At 71.1% G+C, this 15789-nt stretch carries 10 protein-coding genes; 2 read left to right on the top strand and 8 right to left on the bottom strand.

Annotated features, from left to right (window positions below; translation table 11 throughout):
• Positions 1–344: 344 nt before the first annotated feature.
• From BGM09_RS08510 to thyX, 3 genes are all read right to left on the bottom strand, one after another.
• The gene (locus tag BGM09_RS08510; protein ID WP_188280849.1) at positions 345–2030 is read right to left on the bottom strand and encodes a ribonuclease J; all 1686 of its coding nucleotides are present in this window, start codon (positions 2028–2030) and stop codon (positions 345–347) included.
• Between the two features lie 176 nt (positions 2031–2206).
• On the bottom strand, positions 2207–3106 hold the full coding sequence (gene dapA, locus BGM09_RS08505) for a 4-hydroxy-tetrahydrodipicolinate synthase (protein WP_188280848.1): 900 nt from the start codon (positions 3104–3106) through the stop codon (positions 2207–2209).
• Between the two features lie 188 nt (positions 3107–3294).
• Positions 3295–4950 (bottom strand): FAD-dependent thymidylate synthase, encoded by a 1656-nt coding sequence (thyX, locus tag BGM09_RS08500; protein ID WP_188280847.1) that lies wholly within the window; start codon positions 4948–4950, stop codon positions 3295–3297.
• Between the two features lie 236 nt (positions 4951–5186).
• Between thyX and BGM09_RS08495 the strand changes: the two genes are divergently transcribed.
• Complete coding sequence (locus tag BGM09_RS08495) at positions 5187–5732, top strand: hypothetical protein (protein ID WP_188280846.1); 546 nt, start codon at positions 5187–5189, stop codon at positions 5730–5732.
• A gap of 105 nt (positions 5733–5837) precedes the next feature.
• On the opposite strand, the gene BGM09_RS08490 is transcribed toward BGM09_RS08495, so the two are convergent.
• The 5 genes from BGM09_RS08490 to rpsO all read right to left on the bottom strand — a co-directional run bounded on the left by BGM09_RS08490 (position 5838) and on the right by rpsO (position 11485).
• A complete protein-coding gene (locus tag BGM09_RS08490; RefSeq protein WP_188280845.1) occupies positions 5838–6296 on the bottom strand; it encodes a hypothetical protein in 459 nt (152 codons plus the stop codon).
• A gap of 33 nt (positions 6297–6329) precedes the next feature.
• Positions 6330–7109: a 4-hydroxy-tetrahydrodipicolinate reductase gene (gene dapB / locus BGM09_RS08485; RefSeq protein ID WP_188280844.1), complete on the bottom strand. Its 780-nt coding sequence runs from the start codon at positions 7107–7109 to the stop codon at positions 6330–6332.
• Between the two features lie 112 nt (positions 7110–7221).
• Positions 7222–8598, bottom strand: coding sequence for a M16 family metallopeptidase (locus tag BGM09_RS08480; protein WP_188280843.1), 1377 nt, complete (start codon positions 8596–8598; stop codon positions 7222–7224).
• Complete coding sequence (locus BGM09_RS08475; protein ID WP_188280842.1) at positions 8595–10814, bottom strand: polyribonucleotide nucleotidyltransferase; 2220 nt, start codon at positions 10812–10814, stop codon at positions 8595–8597. The genes BGM09_RS08480 and BGM09_RS08475 overlap by 4 nt, the downstream gene beginning before the upstream one ends.
• A 383-nt stretch (positions 10815–11197) precedes the next feature.
• Positions 11198–11485 (bottom strand): 30S ribosomal protein S15, encoded by a 288-nt coding sequence (gene rpsO, locus BGM09_RS08470; protein WP_033173003.1) that lies wholly within the window; start codon positions 11483–11485, stop codon positions 11198–11200.
• Between the two features lie 432 nt (positions 11486–11917).
• On the opposite strand from rpsO, the gene BGM09_RS08465 reads away from it, so the two are divergent.
• Positions 11918–15789 (top strand): SCO5717 family growth-regulating ATPase (locus BGM09_RS08465; RefSeq protein WP_317452595.1); only part of this gene is annotated, 3872 nt, incomplete at its 3' end.

Here is a 15789-nt window from a genome sequence, read left to right as displayed (position 1 = left end):
GGAGGAATAATCCCAGTCGCGCACAGCGTCCTCGCTGTGTTCTGTTCTTCAAAGGAACCTCGTCTCGTAACGAGACGGGGTATCAACATATCTGGCGTTGACTTTTGGCACGCTGTTGAGTTCTCAAGGAACGGAAGCTTCCTTCAGACCGTTTCACCGGCCCTCCGGGCTTTCCCTTCGTCGTGTCTCCGACTTTAGCAGAAGCTATTCGGTCGGAATTACCAACCCCATTTCGAGCACACACGTTTCCGCGGGTCTCGTCGAGGCGGTTGTGCCAACGTACTGGAGCGGGCCCCCGGATGCAAATCCGGGGGCCCGCTCCTGGTCCAGTGGTTGACGAGGCGTCAGACCTCAACCACCACAGGGAGGATCATCGGTCGCCGACGGTAGGTGTCGGAGACCCATTTGCCGACCGAGCGGCGGATGAGCTGCTGGATCTGGCGTGCTTCCATCACCCCGTCGGAGGCCGAACGGGACAGCCCCTCCTCGATCTTGGGGATGACGGCGGCGAATGCGTCGTCCTCGATCCCCGAACCGCGGGCGTGGATGTTCGGGCCGCCGACGATCTTGCCGGTGGTCGAGTCGACCACCACGAAGACCGAGACGATGCCTTCTTCTCCGAGGATGCGGCGGTCCTTCAGCGACGACTCCGTGATGTCGCCGACGGAGAGACCGTCGACGTACACGTAACCGGCCTGGACCTTGCCCGCGATTTTGGCGACGCCGTCGATGAGGTCGACGGCCACGCCGTCCTCCGCGATGACGCAGCGGTTCTTGGGGATGCCGGTGAGCTGGCCGAGATCGGCGTTGGCACGCAGGTGTCGCCATTCGCCGTGGATCGGCATCAGATTGCGCGGCTTGCAGATGTTGTAGAAGTACAGCAGTTCGCCGGCCGAGGCGTGGCCGGAGACGTGGACCTTGGCGTTGCCCTTGTGGACAACGTTGGCACCCCATCGGGTGAGGCCGTTGATCACGCGGTAGACCGCGTTCTCGTTGCCCGGGATGAGGGAGGACGCGAGGATGACGGTGTCGCCCTCGACGATCCGGATCTGGTGGTCGCGGTTCGCCATCCGGGACAGGGCGGCCATGGGCTCGCCCTGGGAGCCGGTGCAGACGAGGACGACCTTCTCGTCCGGCAGGTCGTCGAGGACCTTGACGTCCACGACGAGTCCGCTGGGCACCTTGAGGTAGCCGAGGTCGCGGGCGATGCCCATGTTCCTGACCATCGAGCGGCCGACGAAGGCGACCTTGCGGCCGCGTTCGTGCGCGGCGTCCAGAACCTGCTGGATGCGGTGGACGTGGCTGGCGAAGCTCGCCACGATGATCCGCTTGTCCGCCTTGGCGAAGGTCTGCCTGAGCACCTGCGAGATGTCGCGCTCGGGTGCGACGAAGCCGGGGACCTCGGCGTTGGTGGAGTCCGCGAGGAGCAGGTCGATGCCTTCCTCGCCGAGCCGCGCGAAGGTCGGCAGGTCGGTCAGGCGGCCGTCCAGCGGGAGCTGGTCCATCTTGAAGTCGCCCGTGACGACGACCATGCCCGCCGGGGTGCGGATGGCGACGGCCAGCGCGTCCGGGATGGAGTGGTTGACGGCGACGAATTCGCAGTCGAAGGGGCCGATGCGCTCGCGCTCGCCCTCCTTGACCTCCAGCACGTACGGCCGGATGCGGTGTTCCTGGAGCTTGGCCTCGATCAGGGCGAGGGTCAGCTTGGAGCCGATCAGCGGGATGTCGTCCTTCTCCCGCAGGAGGAAGGGGACTGCGCCGATGTGGTCCTCGTGGCCGTGGGTCAGGATGACGCCGACGACGTCGTCGAGGCGGTCCCTGATGGAACTGAAGTCCGGCAGGATCAGGTCGACGCCGGGCTGCTCTTCCTCGGGGAAGAGCACTCCGCAGTCGACGATCAGCAGCTTGCCGCCGAATTCGAAGACCGTCATATTGCGGCCGATTTCTCCGAGGCCGCCGAGCGGGGTGATACGGAGGCCGCCGTCGGGCAGGGTCCGCGGGGGGCCGAGTTCGGGGTGCGGATGGCTCAAAAGTCTCTCCCTACCACGCGCGCCGCCGGGCCCTCCTGGGTCGCGGCGCGCGTGACATCGTGTTTTTCCGTACGTGTGCGGCAGTGCGCATCGTCGGCTGTGCGGTAGTTCCGTTGTGCGGTTGTTCCGTTGTGCGGTTGTGCGTGTTCGGACCTATTAAGTTGTGAAGTCTGTGGTCAGAGGTCTACCCCGCCTGCGGCGAGATCCCTCCTGAGCAGTTCTGTGGCGGCCTGGTCCAGCTCCACGAGCGGAAGCCGGAGCGGGCCCGCGGGCAGTCCGCGCAGCGCGAGGGCGGTCTTGGCGGTGACGACGCCCTGGGCGCGGAACATGCCGGTGTAGACCGGCAGCAGTCGCTGGTGGATCTCGGCGGCCTTGGCGACGTCGCCGCTGGTGTACGCGTCGAGGAGCGCGCGCAGCTCGGCGGAGACCAGGTGGCCGACGACGGAGACGAAGCCGGTGGCGCCGATGGAGAGCAGCGGCAGGTTGAGCATGTCGTCGCCCGAGTACCAGGCCAGGCCGCTGCGGGACATCGCCCAGCTCGCGGCGCCGAGGTCGCCCTTGGCGTCCTTGTTGGCGACGATCCGGGGGTGTTCGGCCAGCCGGACGATGGTCTCGGTGTCGATGGGGACGCCGCTGCGGCCGGGGATGTCGTAGAGCATGACGGGCAGCCCGGTGGCGTCGGCGATGGCGGTGAAGTGCCGGTACAGGCCCTCCTGCGGGGGCTTGTTGTAGTACGGCGTCACCGCGAGCAGGGCGTGGGCGCCAGCGCTTTCCGCCTGGCGGGCCAGTTCCGTGCTGTGCCGGGTGTCGTTGGTGCCGGCTCCGGCGACGACGAAGGCGCGGTCTCCGACGGCTTCCACGACGGCCCGCACGAGCTGGGCTTTCTCCGTGTCGCTCGTGGTGGGCGACTCCCCGGTCGTGCCGTTGACGACGAGACCGTCGTTCCCGGCGTCCACGAGGTGGGCGGCGAGCCGTTGCGCGCCGTCGAGATCGAGGGCGCCGTCCGCGGTGAACGGCGTGACCATTGCGGTCAGGACCCGCCCGAAGGGGGCCGTGGGGGTGGAGGTCGGAGCCATGGGTCCACGCTACTCGGTGTGTGTACGGGCATGCAGCCTCGGGACCTGCGCAAAGGACTCCGGCGGTGCCTGCTCGGGGGTTCAAGCAACGCCGGAGTCCGTTTCAGCAGCCTAGATGAACTTCACGAATGCCTGCAATCTGAACACTTCGGACATTTGACTGCGGTCGCGCCGATCGGTTCCGGCCGTTACGGTGCCACCCGGCCGTTCGCGTTGAACGCCGCGTGTGTCAGCGGCATCAGACCCGCCCACGCGGCCTCCATCCGCTCCCCCACCATCTCGATCTCCCGTTGCGGGAACGACGGCGTGGCCGCCAGTTCGTGCTGCGTCCGCAGCCCCAGGAAGTGCATCAGCGACCGCGCGTTGCACGTCGCGTACATCGACGAGAACAACCCGACCGGCAGCGTCGCCCGCGCCACTTCCCTGGCCACCCCGGCCGCCAGCATCTCCTGGTACGCCGCGTACGAATGCGCGTACGACTCCTCCATCGCCCCCCGCACGGCCTCGTGCTGCTCCGCGGTGCCGTGCACGAACTCGTACTTCCCCGGCCGCCCCTGCTGCACCAGCTTCCGCTCGGGCCCCGGCACGTAGAACACCGGTTGCAGCTCGCGGTAGCGGCCGGACTCCTCGTTGTACGAGTTGTGGACGACGATCCCGTTGGCGAGGAAATTGTGCCAGGGACCGGCCACGGACAGGTCGTACGTCATCTCCTCCCCGTCGTCGGCGATGTCGACGATCGCGTCGGGCACGGCCACCCCGATCGTGCCGCCGTGCTGGGCCAGCGCCTGCTCGCTCGCGCTCTTCGTGGCGTGGCAGTCCTCGCAGGCCGGGGCCAGATTCCGCTCGTCGAGAGCCTTCGTCAGGTCTCCGCCGACGGGAACAACATGGTCAAGAGCCAGCGACTCCCGGGGGAAGGTCCGCGCGCACAGGTGGCACGTATCCGTCTCCGCGATGAGCCGGGTCCGCTGCATCGACGTCCACACGCCGATACCCCGTCGCAGGCTGGGCGGCACAAGCCCCTCGGAGGGACTGGGCGCCGTCCCGGCGGTCATCACGGCGTCCCCTGCCGCCAACTCGCCCGCCTTGCGCCAGCCGTCGGGGGTGAGGACGGCGTGATCCACCGAGCAGCGCAGCGTACGGCCGCTCCGCGTGGTGATCCGGATGAGGGACTTGACTCCGGATTCCATGACATCGACGATCCGCGCACGCTGGGCCCGGAGCGTGTCCTCGTCGTAGCACCGCACCTGGTCGCGGTGAACCGATTCGAGCCTGCGCAGCCGGGCGCCGGGGTGCTCCTCCCGGAATTCCGCCATCGCGCTGTCGGCGGCCTCCCGGCTCTCGTACAGCCCCAGGTAGTGGTTCTCGCCCTGCCAAAGGACCTGGGCCATCCACTTGCCCGCTCTGGCGTGCCACGTGGCGCCTCCGACGGAGAGCGGCATGCGGTCCTCCACGCCGTGGTGCCACAGGTCGTAGAGGTCCTTGATCTGCCGCCGACGGAGACTGCCCCCCTCGCTCTCCAGTGTGATCTCGGTGTCGCCCGCCAGACACCAGCCGACGCGGTGGCGCATGAACTCGCGGAAGACGAAGATCGGGGCGCTGACGAAGAAGGTCATGGAATTGTGCTCGAAGGGGCTGCCGTGGCGGTCGCGCATCAGGTAGTTGATCAGGCCCTTGGAGCGCTCGGGGTCCTTGGTCAGCTCTTCGAGGGACTGCTCTCCGGCGGTGGAGACCCGGGCCGCCCACAGGACGTCGCCGTCAGAGGCGCTGTGCTTGACGAGGTCGACGGTCACGTCGTCACGGAACTGGACGGGGACGGTGGTCCCGGTGGTGGTCTCGGTCGGCACCCGAGGTCCTTCCTGCTTGGCGGCTGTGCGGTTGAGCCGTTGTGCGGTTGGGCGGCTGTTCTGTCGTGCGGCGCCAGCCTATTCGCTCCGTATGACAGCGTTCGTCGGGCGGGCCAGGGCCGATCGGACGACCCGAGGTAGCCGCGGCGCCGCGCGGCGGGCTAGCCTCACCCGTCATAGCCCGCTCGTGCCGGAAGCCGCCGGAAGCTGCCGGAAACCCGAAGAGGATTCCCCGCGTGTCCCTCCCCCACAATTCCACCACCGCCTTCGTCGATGAGCTCACGCCCGGACGTGCGCTGCCGCACGCCGAGCAGGACCGCTGGATGCGGCCCTACCGTCCAGGACCGTGGCGGGTCGCGACCGCGGCGCTGCTGCTGATCCTGGCCTCGTATCTGCTGTTCGCCGCGCTGATCATGGTCGCCGCGGGAAGCGGGCAGGGCGGCGTCACATGCCTGCTCTCGGCGTTCGTGATCATCGCGGTCACCCTGCGGCTGCTGCGCGTGGGTGTGTGGGTGAGCGGGAAGGGCCTGCGCCAGGTGGAGTTCTTCTCCACCTCGACGGTGTCGTGGAGCCAGGTGGTCTCGGTGCGCACGGCGCAGCAGCCGGTGCGGGTGCTGGGGCTGCCGCGCAGCGTGCAGGGGCAGGCGCTGGTGATCACCCGGCGCGGGGGGCGTCCGCTGCGGCCGATGCTGACCGACCACAACGCGGACTTCCTCGGCCGGGTCGAGGCGTTCGACCTCGCCGCCGACGCCATCGAGGGCTGGGCCGCCGAACTGCGCTGAGCCGCGCTCAGCTTCACCCTCCCGGGTGCACGGCGCGGATGAAACTGACCGGGCACCACCCGTACGAGAAGGCGCGCCTGGTCACGGCCGCCTGGTCACGACTGGCTAGACCCGCTCGCGCGCCTCGCGTCCGTCGTGCAGCGCGATGGCCCGCTGCATCGCCTTGCGGGCCCGCGGGGTGTCGCGGGCGTCGAAGTACGCGACGGCGAGGCGGAACCAGTTGCGCCAGTCGTCCGGCGCGGCCTCGGTCTCTGCCTGCCGCTTGGCGAACACCGCGTCGGCCGAGTCGCGGTCGATCCGGCCGCTGGGCGTACGGACCAGTTCGTCCACGGGCAGGCCGCCCTCAGCCTCCAGTTCACGGCCGAGCCGTCCGGCGTGGCGGGCGAACTGGGTGGTGTGCCAGAGGAACCAGGCGCCGATCAGCGGCAGGACGAGCACGGCGACGCCGAAGACGACGGTGACCGGGCGGCCGTCCGCGATGAGCAGCACCCCGCGTTCGCCGACCAGCACGAAGTAGAAGACCAGCACGACCGCGGACACGGCGTAGCTGAGTTTGGCGCGCATGACGGTTTCCGTCCTCCGGTTCGGTCCTCCGCGTCAGCCCTCGTCCGGCTGAAGCGCGCGGTGGTCGTCCGAGAGGAAGTGTTCCAGGCCGAAGGTGAGGCCGGGGACACCGGGCACGGTACGGGCCGCGAGCAGGATGCCCGGCATGAAGCTGCTGTGGTGCAGCGAGTCGTGCCGGATGGTGAGGGTCTCGCCGGTGTCGCCGAAGAGCACCTCCTGGTGGGCGAGCAGGCCGCGCAGCCGTACCGAGTGCACCGGGACACCGTCGACGTCCGCGCCGCGGGCGCCGTCCAGGGCGTGGGTGGTGGGGTCCTGCTGCGGGGCGCGGCCCGCCTCCGCGCGGGCGGCGGCGATGAGCTGCGCGGTACGGGTGGCGGTGCCGCTGGGGGCGTCCGCCTTCCGGTTGTGGTGCAGTTCGATGACCTCGACGCTCTCGAACCAGCGGGCGGCCTGCTGGGCGAAGCGCATGGTGAGGACGGCGCCGATGGAGAAGTTCGGCGCGATGAGCACCCCGGTGGCGGGCGAGGCGGCGAGCTGGCCGCGCAGGGTGTCGAGCCGCTGCGGGGTCCACCCCGTGGTGCCGACCACGGCGTGGACGCCGTGGCCGACGCAGAACTCCAGATTGCCCATGACGGCGTCGGGGTGCGTCAGGTCGACGGCGACCTGCGTACCGGACTCGGTCAGTGTCTCCAGCCGGTCGTCGCGGTCGATCGCCGCGACGAGGTCGAGGTCATCGGCCGCCTCGACCGCGCGTGCCGCCTCTGATCCGATCCGGCCCTTGGCGCCGATGACGGCCACACGGAGCTTGCTCATCGTTGTCCTGTCCTCGTCCTTCGCAACTCACATCGGTGTCTGGCATCGGTGTCTGGCATCGGTGTCTGGCATCGGTTGACGCCGCGCGCCGCGGCTCCCGCGAGCCGTTCCGCTACGCGAGCGCCTCGCGCAGGCGCGCGCTCTGCTTCTCCTTGAGCGGCCCTATGGCGGCCAGCGACGGCCGCTGGCCCAGTACATCGCGGGCCACCGCGCGCACGTCGTCCGGGGTCACCGCGGCGATCCGGCCGAGCAGGTCGTCGACGGACAGCTGCTCGCCCCAGCACAGCTCGCTCTTGCCGAGCCGGTTCATCAGCGCGCCGGTGTCCTCAAGACCGAGCACCGTGGAGCCGGAGAGCTGGCCGATCGCGCGGCCGATCTCCTCGTCGGTCAGGCCGTGTTCCGCGACCTGGTGCAGCTCGTCCCGGCAGATCTTGAGCACTTCCGGCACCCGGCGCGGCTGGCAGCCCGCGTAGACGCCGAAGAGGCCGCAGTCCGCGAAGGACGAGGTGTACGAGTACACCGAGTAGGCCAGACCGCGCTTCTCGCGCACTTCCTGGAAGAGCCGGGAGCTCATGCCGCCGCCGAGCGCGGTGTTGAGCACACTGAGCGCCCAGCGCCGGTCGTCGTTGCGCGACAGGCCGGGCATGCCGAGGACGACATGGGCCTGCTCGGTGCGCCGGTCGAGCAGTTCGAGGTGGCCCGCGGCGCGGAGCGTACGGCTGCCGGAGCGCGGCGCCAGCGGGACGGCGTCCGGGTCGTGCAGGGCGCCCGCGTCCTCGAAGGCGCGGCGGACCTGGCGGACGACGGCCGCGTGGTCGACGTTGCCCGCGGCGGCGACGACCAGCCGCGTGGGGTCGTAGTGCCGCTTGTAGAAGCGGGCGACCTGGTCGCGGGTGAGCGCGTTGATGGTCTCGACGGTGCCGAGGACGGGGCGGCCGAGCGGGGTGTCGCCGAGCATCGCGGTGGTGAACAGGTCGTGCACCTGGTCGCCGGGGTCGTCCTCGGTCATCGCGATCTCCTCCAGGATGACGCCGCGCTCGGCGTCGATGTCCTCCTGGCGGATCAGCGACCCGGTGAGCATGTCGCAGACCACGTCGATGGCCAGCGGCAGATCGGTGTCGAGCACCCGCGCGTAGTAGCAGGTGTACTCCTTGGACGTGAAGGCGTTCATCTCGCCGCCGACCGCGTCCACGGCCGCGGAGATGTCCAGTGCGCTGCGGCGCTCCGTGCCCTTGAAGAGCAGGTGCTCCAGGTAGTGGGTGGCGCCGTTCAGCACCGGGGTCTCGTCGCGGGAGCCGACGCCCGCCCAGATGCCGAAGGTGGCGGAACGGACGGTGGGCAGCGTCTCGGTGACGACGCGCAGCCCGCCGGGCAGGACGCTGCGCCGTACGGTCCCGATGCCGTCGGTGCCCGGGAGGAGGGTCCGCGTGCGGACGGCCCGCCCCTTGGTGGAGGGGCGGGCCGTCACTGCGGTGGAGCGGGTCGTCACTTCTCGGACTCGTCCTTCGCGTCCTCGGCGTCGTCTTCGCCCTCGATGACCGGGATCAGCGAGAGCTTGCCGCGCTGGTCGATCTCGGCGATCTCGACCTGCACCTTGGCGCCCACACCGAGAACGTCCTCGACGTTCTCGACGCGCTTGCCGCCGGCGAGCTTACGGATCTGCGAGATGTGCAGCAGGCCGTCCTTGCCGGGCATCAGCGAGACGAACGCGCCGAAGGTGGTCGTCTTCACGACCGTGCCCAGGTAGCGCTCGCCGACCTCGGGCATCGTCGGGTTGGCGATCTGGTTGATCACCGCGCGGGCCGCCTCGGCCTGCGAGCCCTCGGTGGCGCCGATCAGCACCGTGCCGTCGTCCTCGATGGAGATGTCGGCGCCGGTGTCCTCCTGGATCTGGTTGATCATCTTGCCCTTGGGGCCGATGACCTCGCCGATCTTGTCCACGGGGATCTTGATGCTGATGATCCGCGGGGCGTTGGGGGACATCTCGTCCGGGACGTCGATGGCCTCGTTCATCACATCGAGGATGTGGAGGCGGGCGTCACGGGCCTGCTTCAGCGCGGCGGCCAGCACGGAGGCGGGGATGCCGTCGAGCTTGGTGTCGAGCTGGAGCGCGGTCACGAAGTTCTTCGTGCCGGCGACCTTGAAGTCCATGTCGCCGAACGCGTCCTCGGCGCCGAGGATGTCGGTGAGCGCCACGTAGTGCGTCTCGCCGTCGATCTCCTGCGAGATCAGGCCCATGGCGATACCGGCGACGGGGGCCTTGAGCGGCACACCGGCGTTCAGCAGCGACATGGTGGAGGCGCAGACCGAGCCCATCGACGTGGAGCCGTTGGAGCCGAGCGCCTCGGAGACCTGACGGATCGCGTAGGGGAACTCCTCGCGGGTCGGCAGGACCGGGATCAGGGCGCGCTCGGCGAGCGCGCCGTGGCCGATCTCGCGGCGCTTGGGCGAGCCCACGCGGCCGGTCTCGCCGACCGAGTACGGCGGGAAGTTGTAGTTGTGCATGTAGCGCTTGCGGGTCTCGGGCGCCAGGGTGTCGAGCTGCTGCTCCATGCGGAGCATGTTGAGGGTGGTGACGCCCAGGATCTGGGTCTCGCCACGCTCGAACAGCGCGGAGCCGTGCACGCGCGGGATGGCCTCGACCTCGGCGGCCAGCGTACGGATGTCCGTGACGCCGCGGCCGTCGATACGGACCTTGTCCTTGATGACGCGCTGCCGGACCAGCTTCTTGGTCAGCGAGCGGTACGCGGCGGAGATCTCCTTCTCGCGGCCCTCGAACTGCGGGAGGAGCTTCTCGGCGGCCAGACCCTTGACGCGGTCCAGCTCGGCCTCACGGGCCTGCTTGCCGGGGATGGTGAGCGCCTGGGCCAGCTCGCCGGTGACGGCGGACTCCAGGGCCTCGAACACGTCCTCCTGGTAGTCCAGGAAGATCGGGAACTCGCCGGTGGGCTTGGCTGCCTTGGCGGCCAGCTCGGACTGCGCCTTGCAGAGCGTCCGGATGAACGGCTTGGCGGCTTCGAGGCCCGCGGCCACGATCTCCTCGGTCGGCGCCTCGGCGCCGCCCGCGACGAGCTGGATCGTCTTGGCGGTGGCCTCGGCCTCCACCATCATGATCGCGACGTCGCCGTCCTCAAGGGTGCGGCCCGCGACGACCATGTCGAAGACGGCGTCCTCGAGCTCGCTGTGGGTCGGGAACGCGACCCACTGGCCCTTGATGAGGGCGACGCGGACGCCGCCGATCGGGCCGGAGAAGGGCAGGCCCGCGAGCTGCGTGGAGCAGGAGGCGGCGTTGATCGCGACCACGTCGTACAGGTGGTCGGGGTTGAGCGCCATGACCGTGCAGACGACCTGGATCTCGTTGCGCAGGCCCTTGACGAAGGACGGGCGCAGCGGGCGGTCGATCAGCCGGCAGGTGAGGATCGCGTCCTCGGAGGGGCGGCCCTCGCGGCGGAAGAAGGAACCGGGGATCCGGCCGGCCGCGTACATGCGCTCCTCGACGTCCACCGTGAGGGGGAAGAAGTCGAAGTGCTCCTTGGGATGCTTCGAGGCGCTGGTGGCCGACAGCACCATGGTGTCGTCGTCCAGGTAGGCCACGGCGGAGCCGGCGGCCTGACGGGCCAGGCGGCCCGTCTCGAAGCGGATGGTGCGGGTGCCGAACGTGCCGTTGTCGATAACGGCTTCGGCGTAGTGGGTCTCGTTCTCCACTATGGGGATTCTCCTCGTCCATGCCCGCAGGGCGTTTCCCTGGCGGGCCATCGGTGGAGGGGCGTCCTGTTACCGGTGCCGGTCTTCGATCGAAGCCTCCGGGGCGTGTGTCTTCCGGAGGCCACTACCGAGGACCGGCTGTTCGGCGATCAGGAGGACGCTCCTCCTCATACTTGATACTTGCTAACCATTGCACCAGACGACGGAGACATCACGCACTTCATGTGCGCGCTTCGTCGCTCGGCGCGTATATGGCCACTACGGCAATGCTCTGCGCGTACACGGCGCGTACACGGCGCGTATCGCGTATCAGGCGGATATCGCGTATACGGCAAAGGGGGAGCGGCCCCGACTCGCGGGTACCGCTCCCCCTCCACGGCGTCTTAGCGAACGCCCGCGGCGCCGGCACGGATGCCGAGGCGCTCGCGGAGCTCACGGAAGCGCGTGATGTCCTTCTTGGCCAGGTACTGCAGCAGACGGCGGCGCTGGCCGACCAGGATCAGCAGACCACGACGCGAGTGGTGGTCGTGCTTGTGGGTCTTGAGGTGCTCGGTCAGGTCCGAGATACGGCGCGAGAGCAGAGCGACCTGGACCTCGGGGGAGCCCGTGTCGCCCTCCTTGGTACCGAACTCGGCGATGATCTGCTTCTTCGTCTCGACGTCGAGCGACATACGGACTCCTCAGGTATCAGTGGCCTCCGAGCGCCCCCGGTATTCATCGCGGGGGATGCTTCGTTGACTCGCGAGGCGCGGGATCACGGGGTGTGAACACACACGTGACCGTCACCCAGAGTACCAGCCCGCGGCGGTCCGCTTACCCGCGGGTCATCTCCGGGCGCGGGCAGGTCGTCTCCGGGCGCGGGCAGGGATGCCGCCCGGCGCGTGAGGGTGCTGTGCGAGGGGCACTCACCCATGAGGGCGGGCCTGACATCGGAAGGCTACCGACGATTAGTCTTGCCCCTGACGGGGAGGGGGATCGGACATGGGATGCGTGGGTATGCGCGCAGCGGTGCGGTCCCGCGACGGTGTCCCGCGCCGACGAGCGGCCTTTCCCGGGCCGGACTCGTCGCGGGGACACGGTGAAGCAGCAGACCAGGAGGCATTGTGAGCAGCGATCGGGACGACAGCCGCGTGGGCGGGGCCGGCCCTGTCGAGGACCGGGGCGACGCCGACTACACGGGTGAGTTCAGCCTGGGTGACGCGGCGCCCGCCTGGTACATGGGAGACGCGGGCGGCTCCGCGGACGCCGACGACGCCGACAAGGCGGCGGAGAGCGGCCCGGGATCCGGCGTGGGCGCCGGTTCCGGTTCCGTTCCTGTCACGGATTCCGGGTCCTTCACAGGCTCGGGCCCGCAGACGGGTGCCCGGTCGGACCGGCGCTCGGATACGGGTGCCGCCGGTGCCTCCCCCGCTTCTGTTCCCGGCTCCGGGCCGGGGGCGGGCCTGACGGGTGGCGCGGCCGGTTCGTCGGGTTCGTCGGGTTCGTCGTGGTCCGCCGCCGCCGTGCCGTCGCTGCCCACGCCCACGCCTGGTCCTTCGGCGGCGGCGGCCGAACCGTCCTGGTCGGCCGCGGCCGTACCGTCGATCCCGGTTCCGCGCGCCGAGTCGGCCGAGTCGGCGGGCGAGCCCGCGCGCGCGTCGGCAGGCCCGGACGGCTCGGACCGCTCGGAAGATGCGGCGAGGCGGGACCCCGAGTCCGTGCCTGCGGCTGGAGCCGCGGGCACGACCGGGCCGGAGCCGGTACGGGCTTCCGCGCCGGGGTCCGGTACGCCCGGTGGTTCGGGATTCCCCGCTTTCGGGGGCCGCGAGGACGGCGTGCCTGACGCCACGGTGCGTTTCTCCGCCGCCGCGCTGCGGCGCGAGGTCGAGGAGCGTGAGGCCGGCAAGCGGAAGCCGCCGGAGCCCGCGAAGCCTGCCGCGTCCTCTCTTACGTCCTCTACGTCCTCGTCCGCCGACGACGACGAGCCCGCGGAGGCCAAGCCCGCCGCGCCCGCGCCCGCGCCCGCTGCCGCGAAGGCGTCGGAAGCTTCGGAGCCGTCAGAGCCCTCGGAGCCCTCGGAGCCCGAGGCTGAGGAGGCCCCGGCCGCGCCCCGTGCCCCGGTCTGGGTGCCGCTGCCCGGCGCGGCGGACGCCCACCCGTGGGCGCCCGGCGCACCGCGCGGACCCGTACCGCCGCTCCCCCCGGACTTCGAGCGCGCGGAGCCCTCGCGTCCCACCCCGGACAGCTCCCCGGCCGCCCCGCAACAGGGTTACGGCTTCCCGCCCGTAGCCGACGCCCCCGCAGCGCCCCTCCACCCGGGCGGCCCCAACCCGCCGACACCGCAACAGGGTTACGGCTATCCCCCGGCAGCCAACGCTCCAACGGCCCCTCCGGCCGCCCCCCCGCACCCCGGCGGCCCGAACCCGCCGGCACCGCAACAGGGATACGGCTTTCCCCCGGCCGCCGACACTCCCGCAGCACCCCTCCACCCGGGCGGCCCCAACCCGCCAGCACCCCAGCCGGGTTACGGCTTCCCGCCGCCGACCGGCGAGCCCGCCGCGCCGCCGGCCGCACCGCTGCATCCCGGCGGCCCCAACCCACCTGCCCCGCAACAGGGATACGGCTTCCCCCCGGCCGCCGACACTCCCGCAGCGCCCCTCCACCCGGGCGGCCCCAACCCGCCGACACCCCAGCAGGGTTACGGCTTCCCGCCGCCGACCGGCGAGCCCGCCGCGCCGCCGGCCGCACCGCTGCACCCCGGCGGCCCCAACCCACCTGCCCCGCAACAGGGATACGGCTTCCCCCCGGCCGCCGACGCCCCCGCCGCACCCCAGCAGGGATACGGCTTCCCGCCCGCCGCGCCCGCCGTGCCCGCGCAGCAGGGGAACGCGGGTCCTGCGGCAGCGGCGCCGTTGCAGAGCTTCCCGCCGCCGACCGGGCAGCCGGTGAATCTCCCGGCCCGCCAGGAGCCCCCGGCCGCCGCGCAGCCAGGTCCGGGCCAGCAGTCGGGCCAGCAGCCGGGCCAGCCTGTGCCGCCGACCGGCTACGCCCAGCCGCAGCCCCACTCTCAGTCCCACTCTCAGCCTCAGCCTCAAGCGCAGCCGCCCGCGCCGGTCGCGGGGACGCCGGACGCGCCGCAGGGCCAGGGGTACGGCTTCCCGCCGCCCTCGGCGCCGCACGCCCCGGTCCCGCCGCCCGCTCAGGTCCAGCCGCCGCAGGCTCCGGAGCCGCAGGACGCGGTGCCCGAGCCGAACGACGCGGTGCCGCAGGACGCCTCAGAGCGGAATCTGCCCGCGCCGACCGGCTTCGGAGCGCCGCCGCAGGGCGGGCCGCAGCCGTACACAGCGGGCCCCGTACCGTCGGGGCTGCCGCACGAGCCGGTGGCGCCGCAGCACGGCGCGGGTCCCGCGCAGGGCAGCGGTTACGGCTTCCCGCAGCACGCGCAGCCGGGCCAGGATCAGGCGGCGCCGCTCCAGCCGCTGCCGCAGCAGGGCGGTTACGGCTTCCCGCAGCCGGGGCAGCCGCATCAGCCACAGCAGCCCGCGCGGCCCGGCCCGCAGGGTCAGCAGCAGGCCCCGCAGCCTCCGCAGCCGCAGCCGGCGGCACCGGCCGACCCGCGGATGGGCGGCTGGCCCACCGTCACGCCCGACCAGCGGCAGCCCACGACACAGGGCGGCACGCCGCTCGGCTACACGGCGGCCGTGGAGCTGTCGTCGGACCGGCTGCTGCGCAATCCGCCCAAGCCGAGGCGCGCGGGCGCGAACGCGCAGCCGTCGCGGTTCAAGATCGGCGGCAAGAAGGAAGAGGCGGAGCGGCAGCGGAAGCTGGAGCTGATCCGTACACCGGTGCTGTCGTGCTACCGGATCGCGGTGATCAGCCTCAAGGGCGGCGTGGGCAAGACGACCACGACGACCGCGCTGGGCTCGACGCTGGCCTCCGAACGGCAGGACAAGATCCTGGCGATCGACGCCAACCCGGACGCGGGCACCCTCGGCCGCCGGGTGCGGCGCGAGACGGGGGCGACGATCCGCGACCTCGTACAGGCGATCCCGTACCTCAACAGCTACATGGACATCCGCCGGTTCACCTCGCAGGCGACGTCGGGGCTCGAGATCATCGCGAACGACGTGGACCCGGCGGTCTCGACGGCGTTCAGCGACGAGGACTACCGGCGGGCGATAGACGTGCTGGGCCGCCAGTACCCGGTGATCCTCACGGACTCCGGCACCGGTCTGCTGTACAGCGCGATGCGCGGAGTCCTCGACCTCGCCGACCAGTTGATCATCGTGTCGACGCCGTCTGTGGACGGCGCGTCCAGCGCGAGCACCACGCTGGACTGGCTGTCGGCGCACGGGTACGCGGAGTTGGTGTCGCGGAGCATCACGGTCATCTCGGGGGTCAGGGAGACCGGCAAGATGATCAAGGTAGACGACATCGTGGCGCACTTCCAGACCCGCTGCCGCGGCGTCCAGGTGGTGCCCTTCGACGAACACCTCGCCGCGGGCGCGGAGGTCGACCTCGACATGATGCGGCCCAAGACCCGCGAGTCGTACTTCAACCTGTCGGCGATGGTCGCGGAGGACTTCACGCGCGCCCAGCAGGCGCAGGGTCTGTGGACGGCCGACGGGGCCAACCCGCCGCCGCACCAGGCACCGCCGATGCCGGTCCAGGGCGGCGGCCAGGCCGGTCCCGGCTACGGCCCCTACGGCGCTCCGCAGGGCGGCTACCCCGCGCCGCCACCGCCGCAGCAGGGCGGTTACCCCCCGCCGCAGCAGCCCCAGCAACCGCAGCAGGGCGGCTATCCGGCACCCCAGCAAGGCGGTTACCCGGCGCCGGGACAGCCGGGTCAACCGGGTCAGCCGGGACAGCACGGCCAGCCCGGTGCGTACGGCGGCCCGCCGCAGGCGCCGCAGCCTTACCCGCCGGGCCAGCAGGCGGCGCCCGCGCCCTTCCAGCCGCAGTCGCCGCAGCCCCAGGCCCCGCAGCCGCAGCAGGG

Source organism: Streptomyces sp. CBMA29 (genome assembly GCF_014596445.1).
In the GTDB taxonomy this organism is placed as follows: domain Bacteria; phylum Actinomycetota; class Actinomycetes; order Streptomycetales; family Streptomycetaceae; genus Actinacidiphila.
This window is presented reverse-complemented; position numbering and strand designations above follow the sequence as displayed.

Excerpts from the sequence above, each read along its gene's own strand:
- dapA (WP_188280848.1), bottom strand. The coding sequence starts at position 3,106 with ATGGCTCCGACCTCCACCCCCACGGCCCCCTTCGGGCGGGTCCTGACC.
- BGM09_RS08490 (WP_188280845.1), bottom strand. The coding sequence starts at position 6,296 with ATGCGCGCCAAACTCAGCTACGCCGTGTCCGCGGTCGTGCTGGTCTTC.
- dapB (WP_188280844.1), bottom strand. The coding sequence starts at position 7,109 with ATGAGCAAGCTCCGTGTGGCCGTCATCGGCGCCAAGGGCCGGATCGGA.
- rpsO (WP_033173003.1), bottom strand. The coding sequence starts at position 11,485 with ATGTCGCTCGACGTCGAGACGAAGAAGCAGATCATCGCCGAGTTCGGT.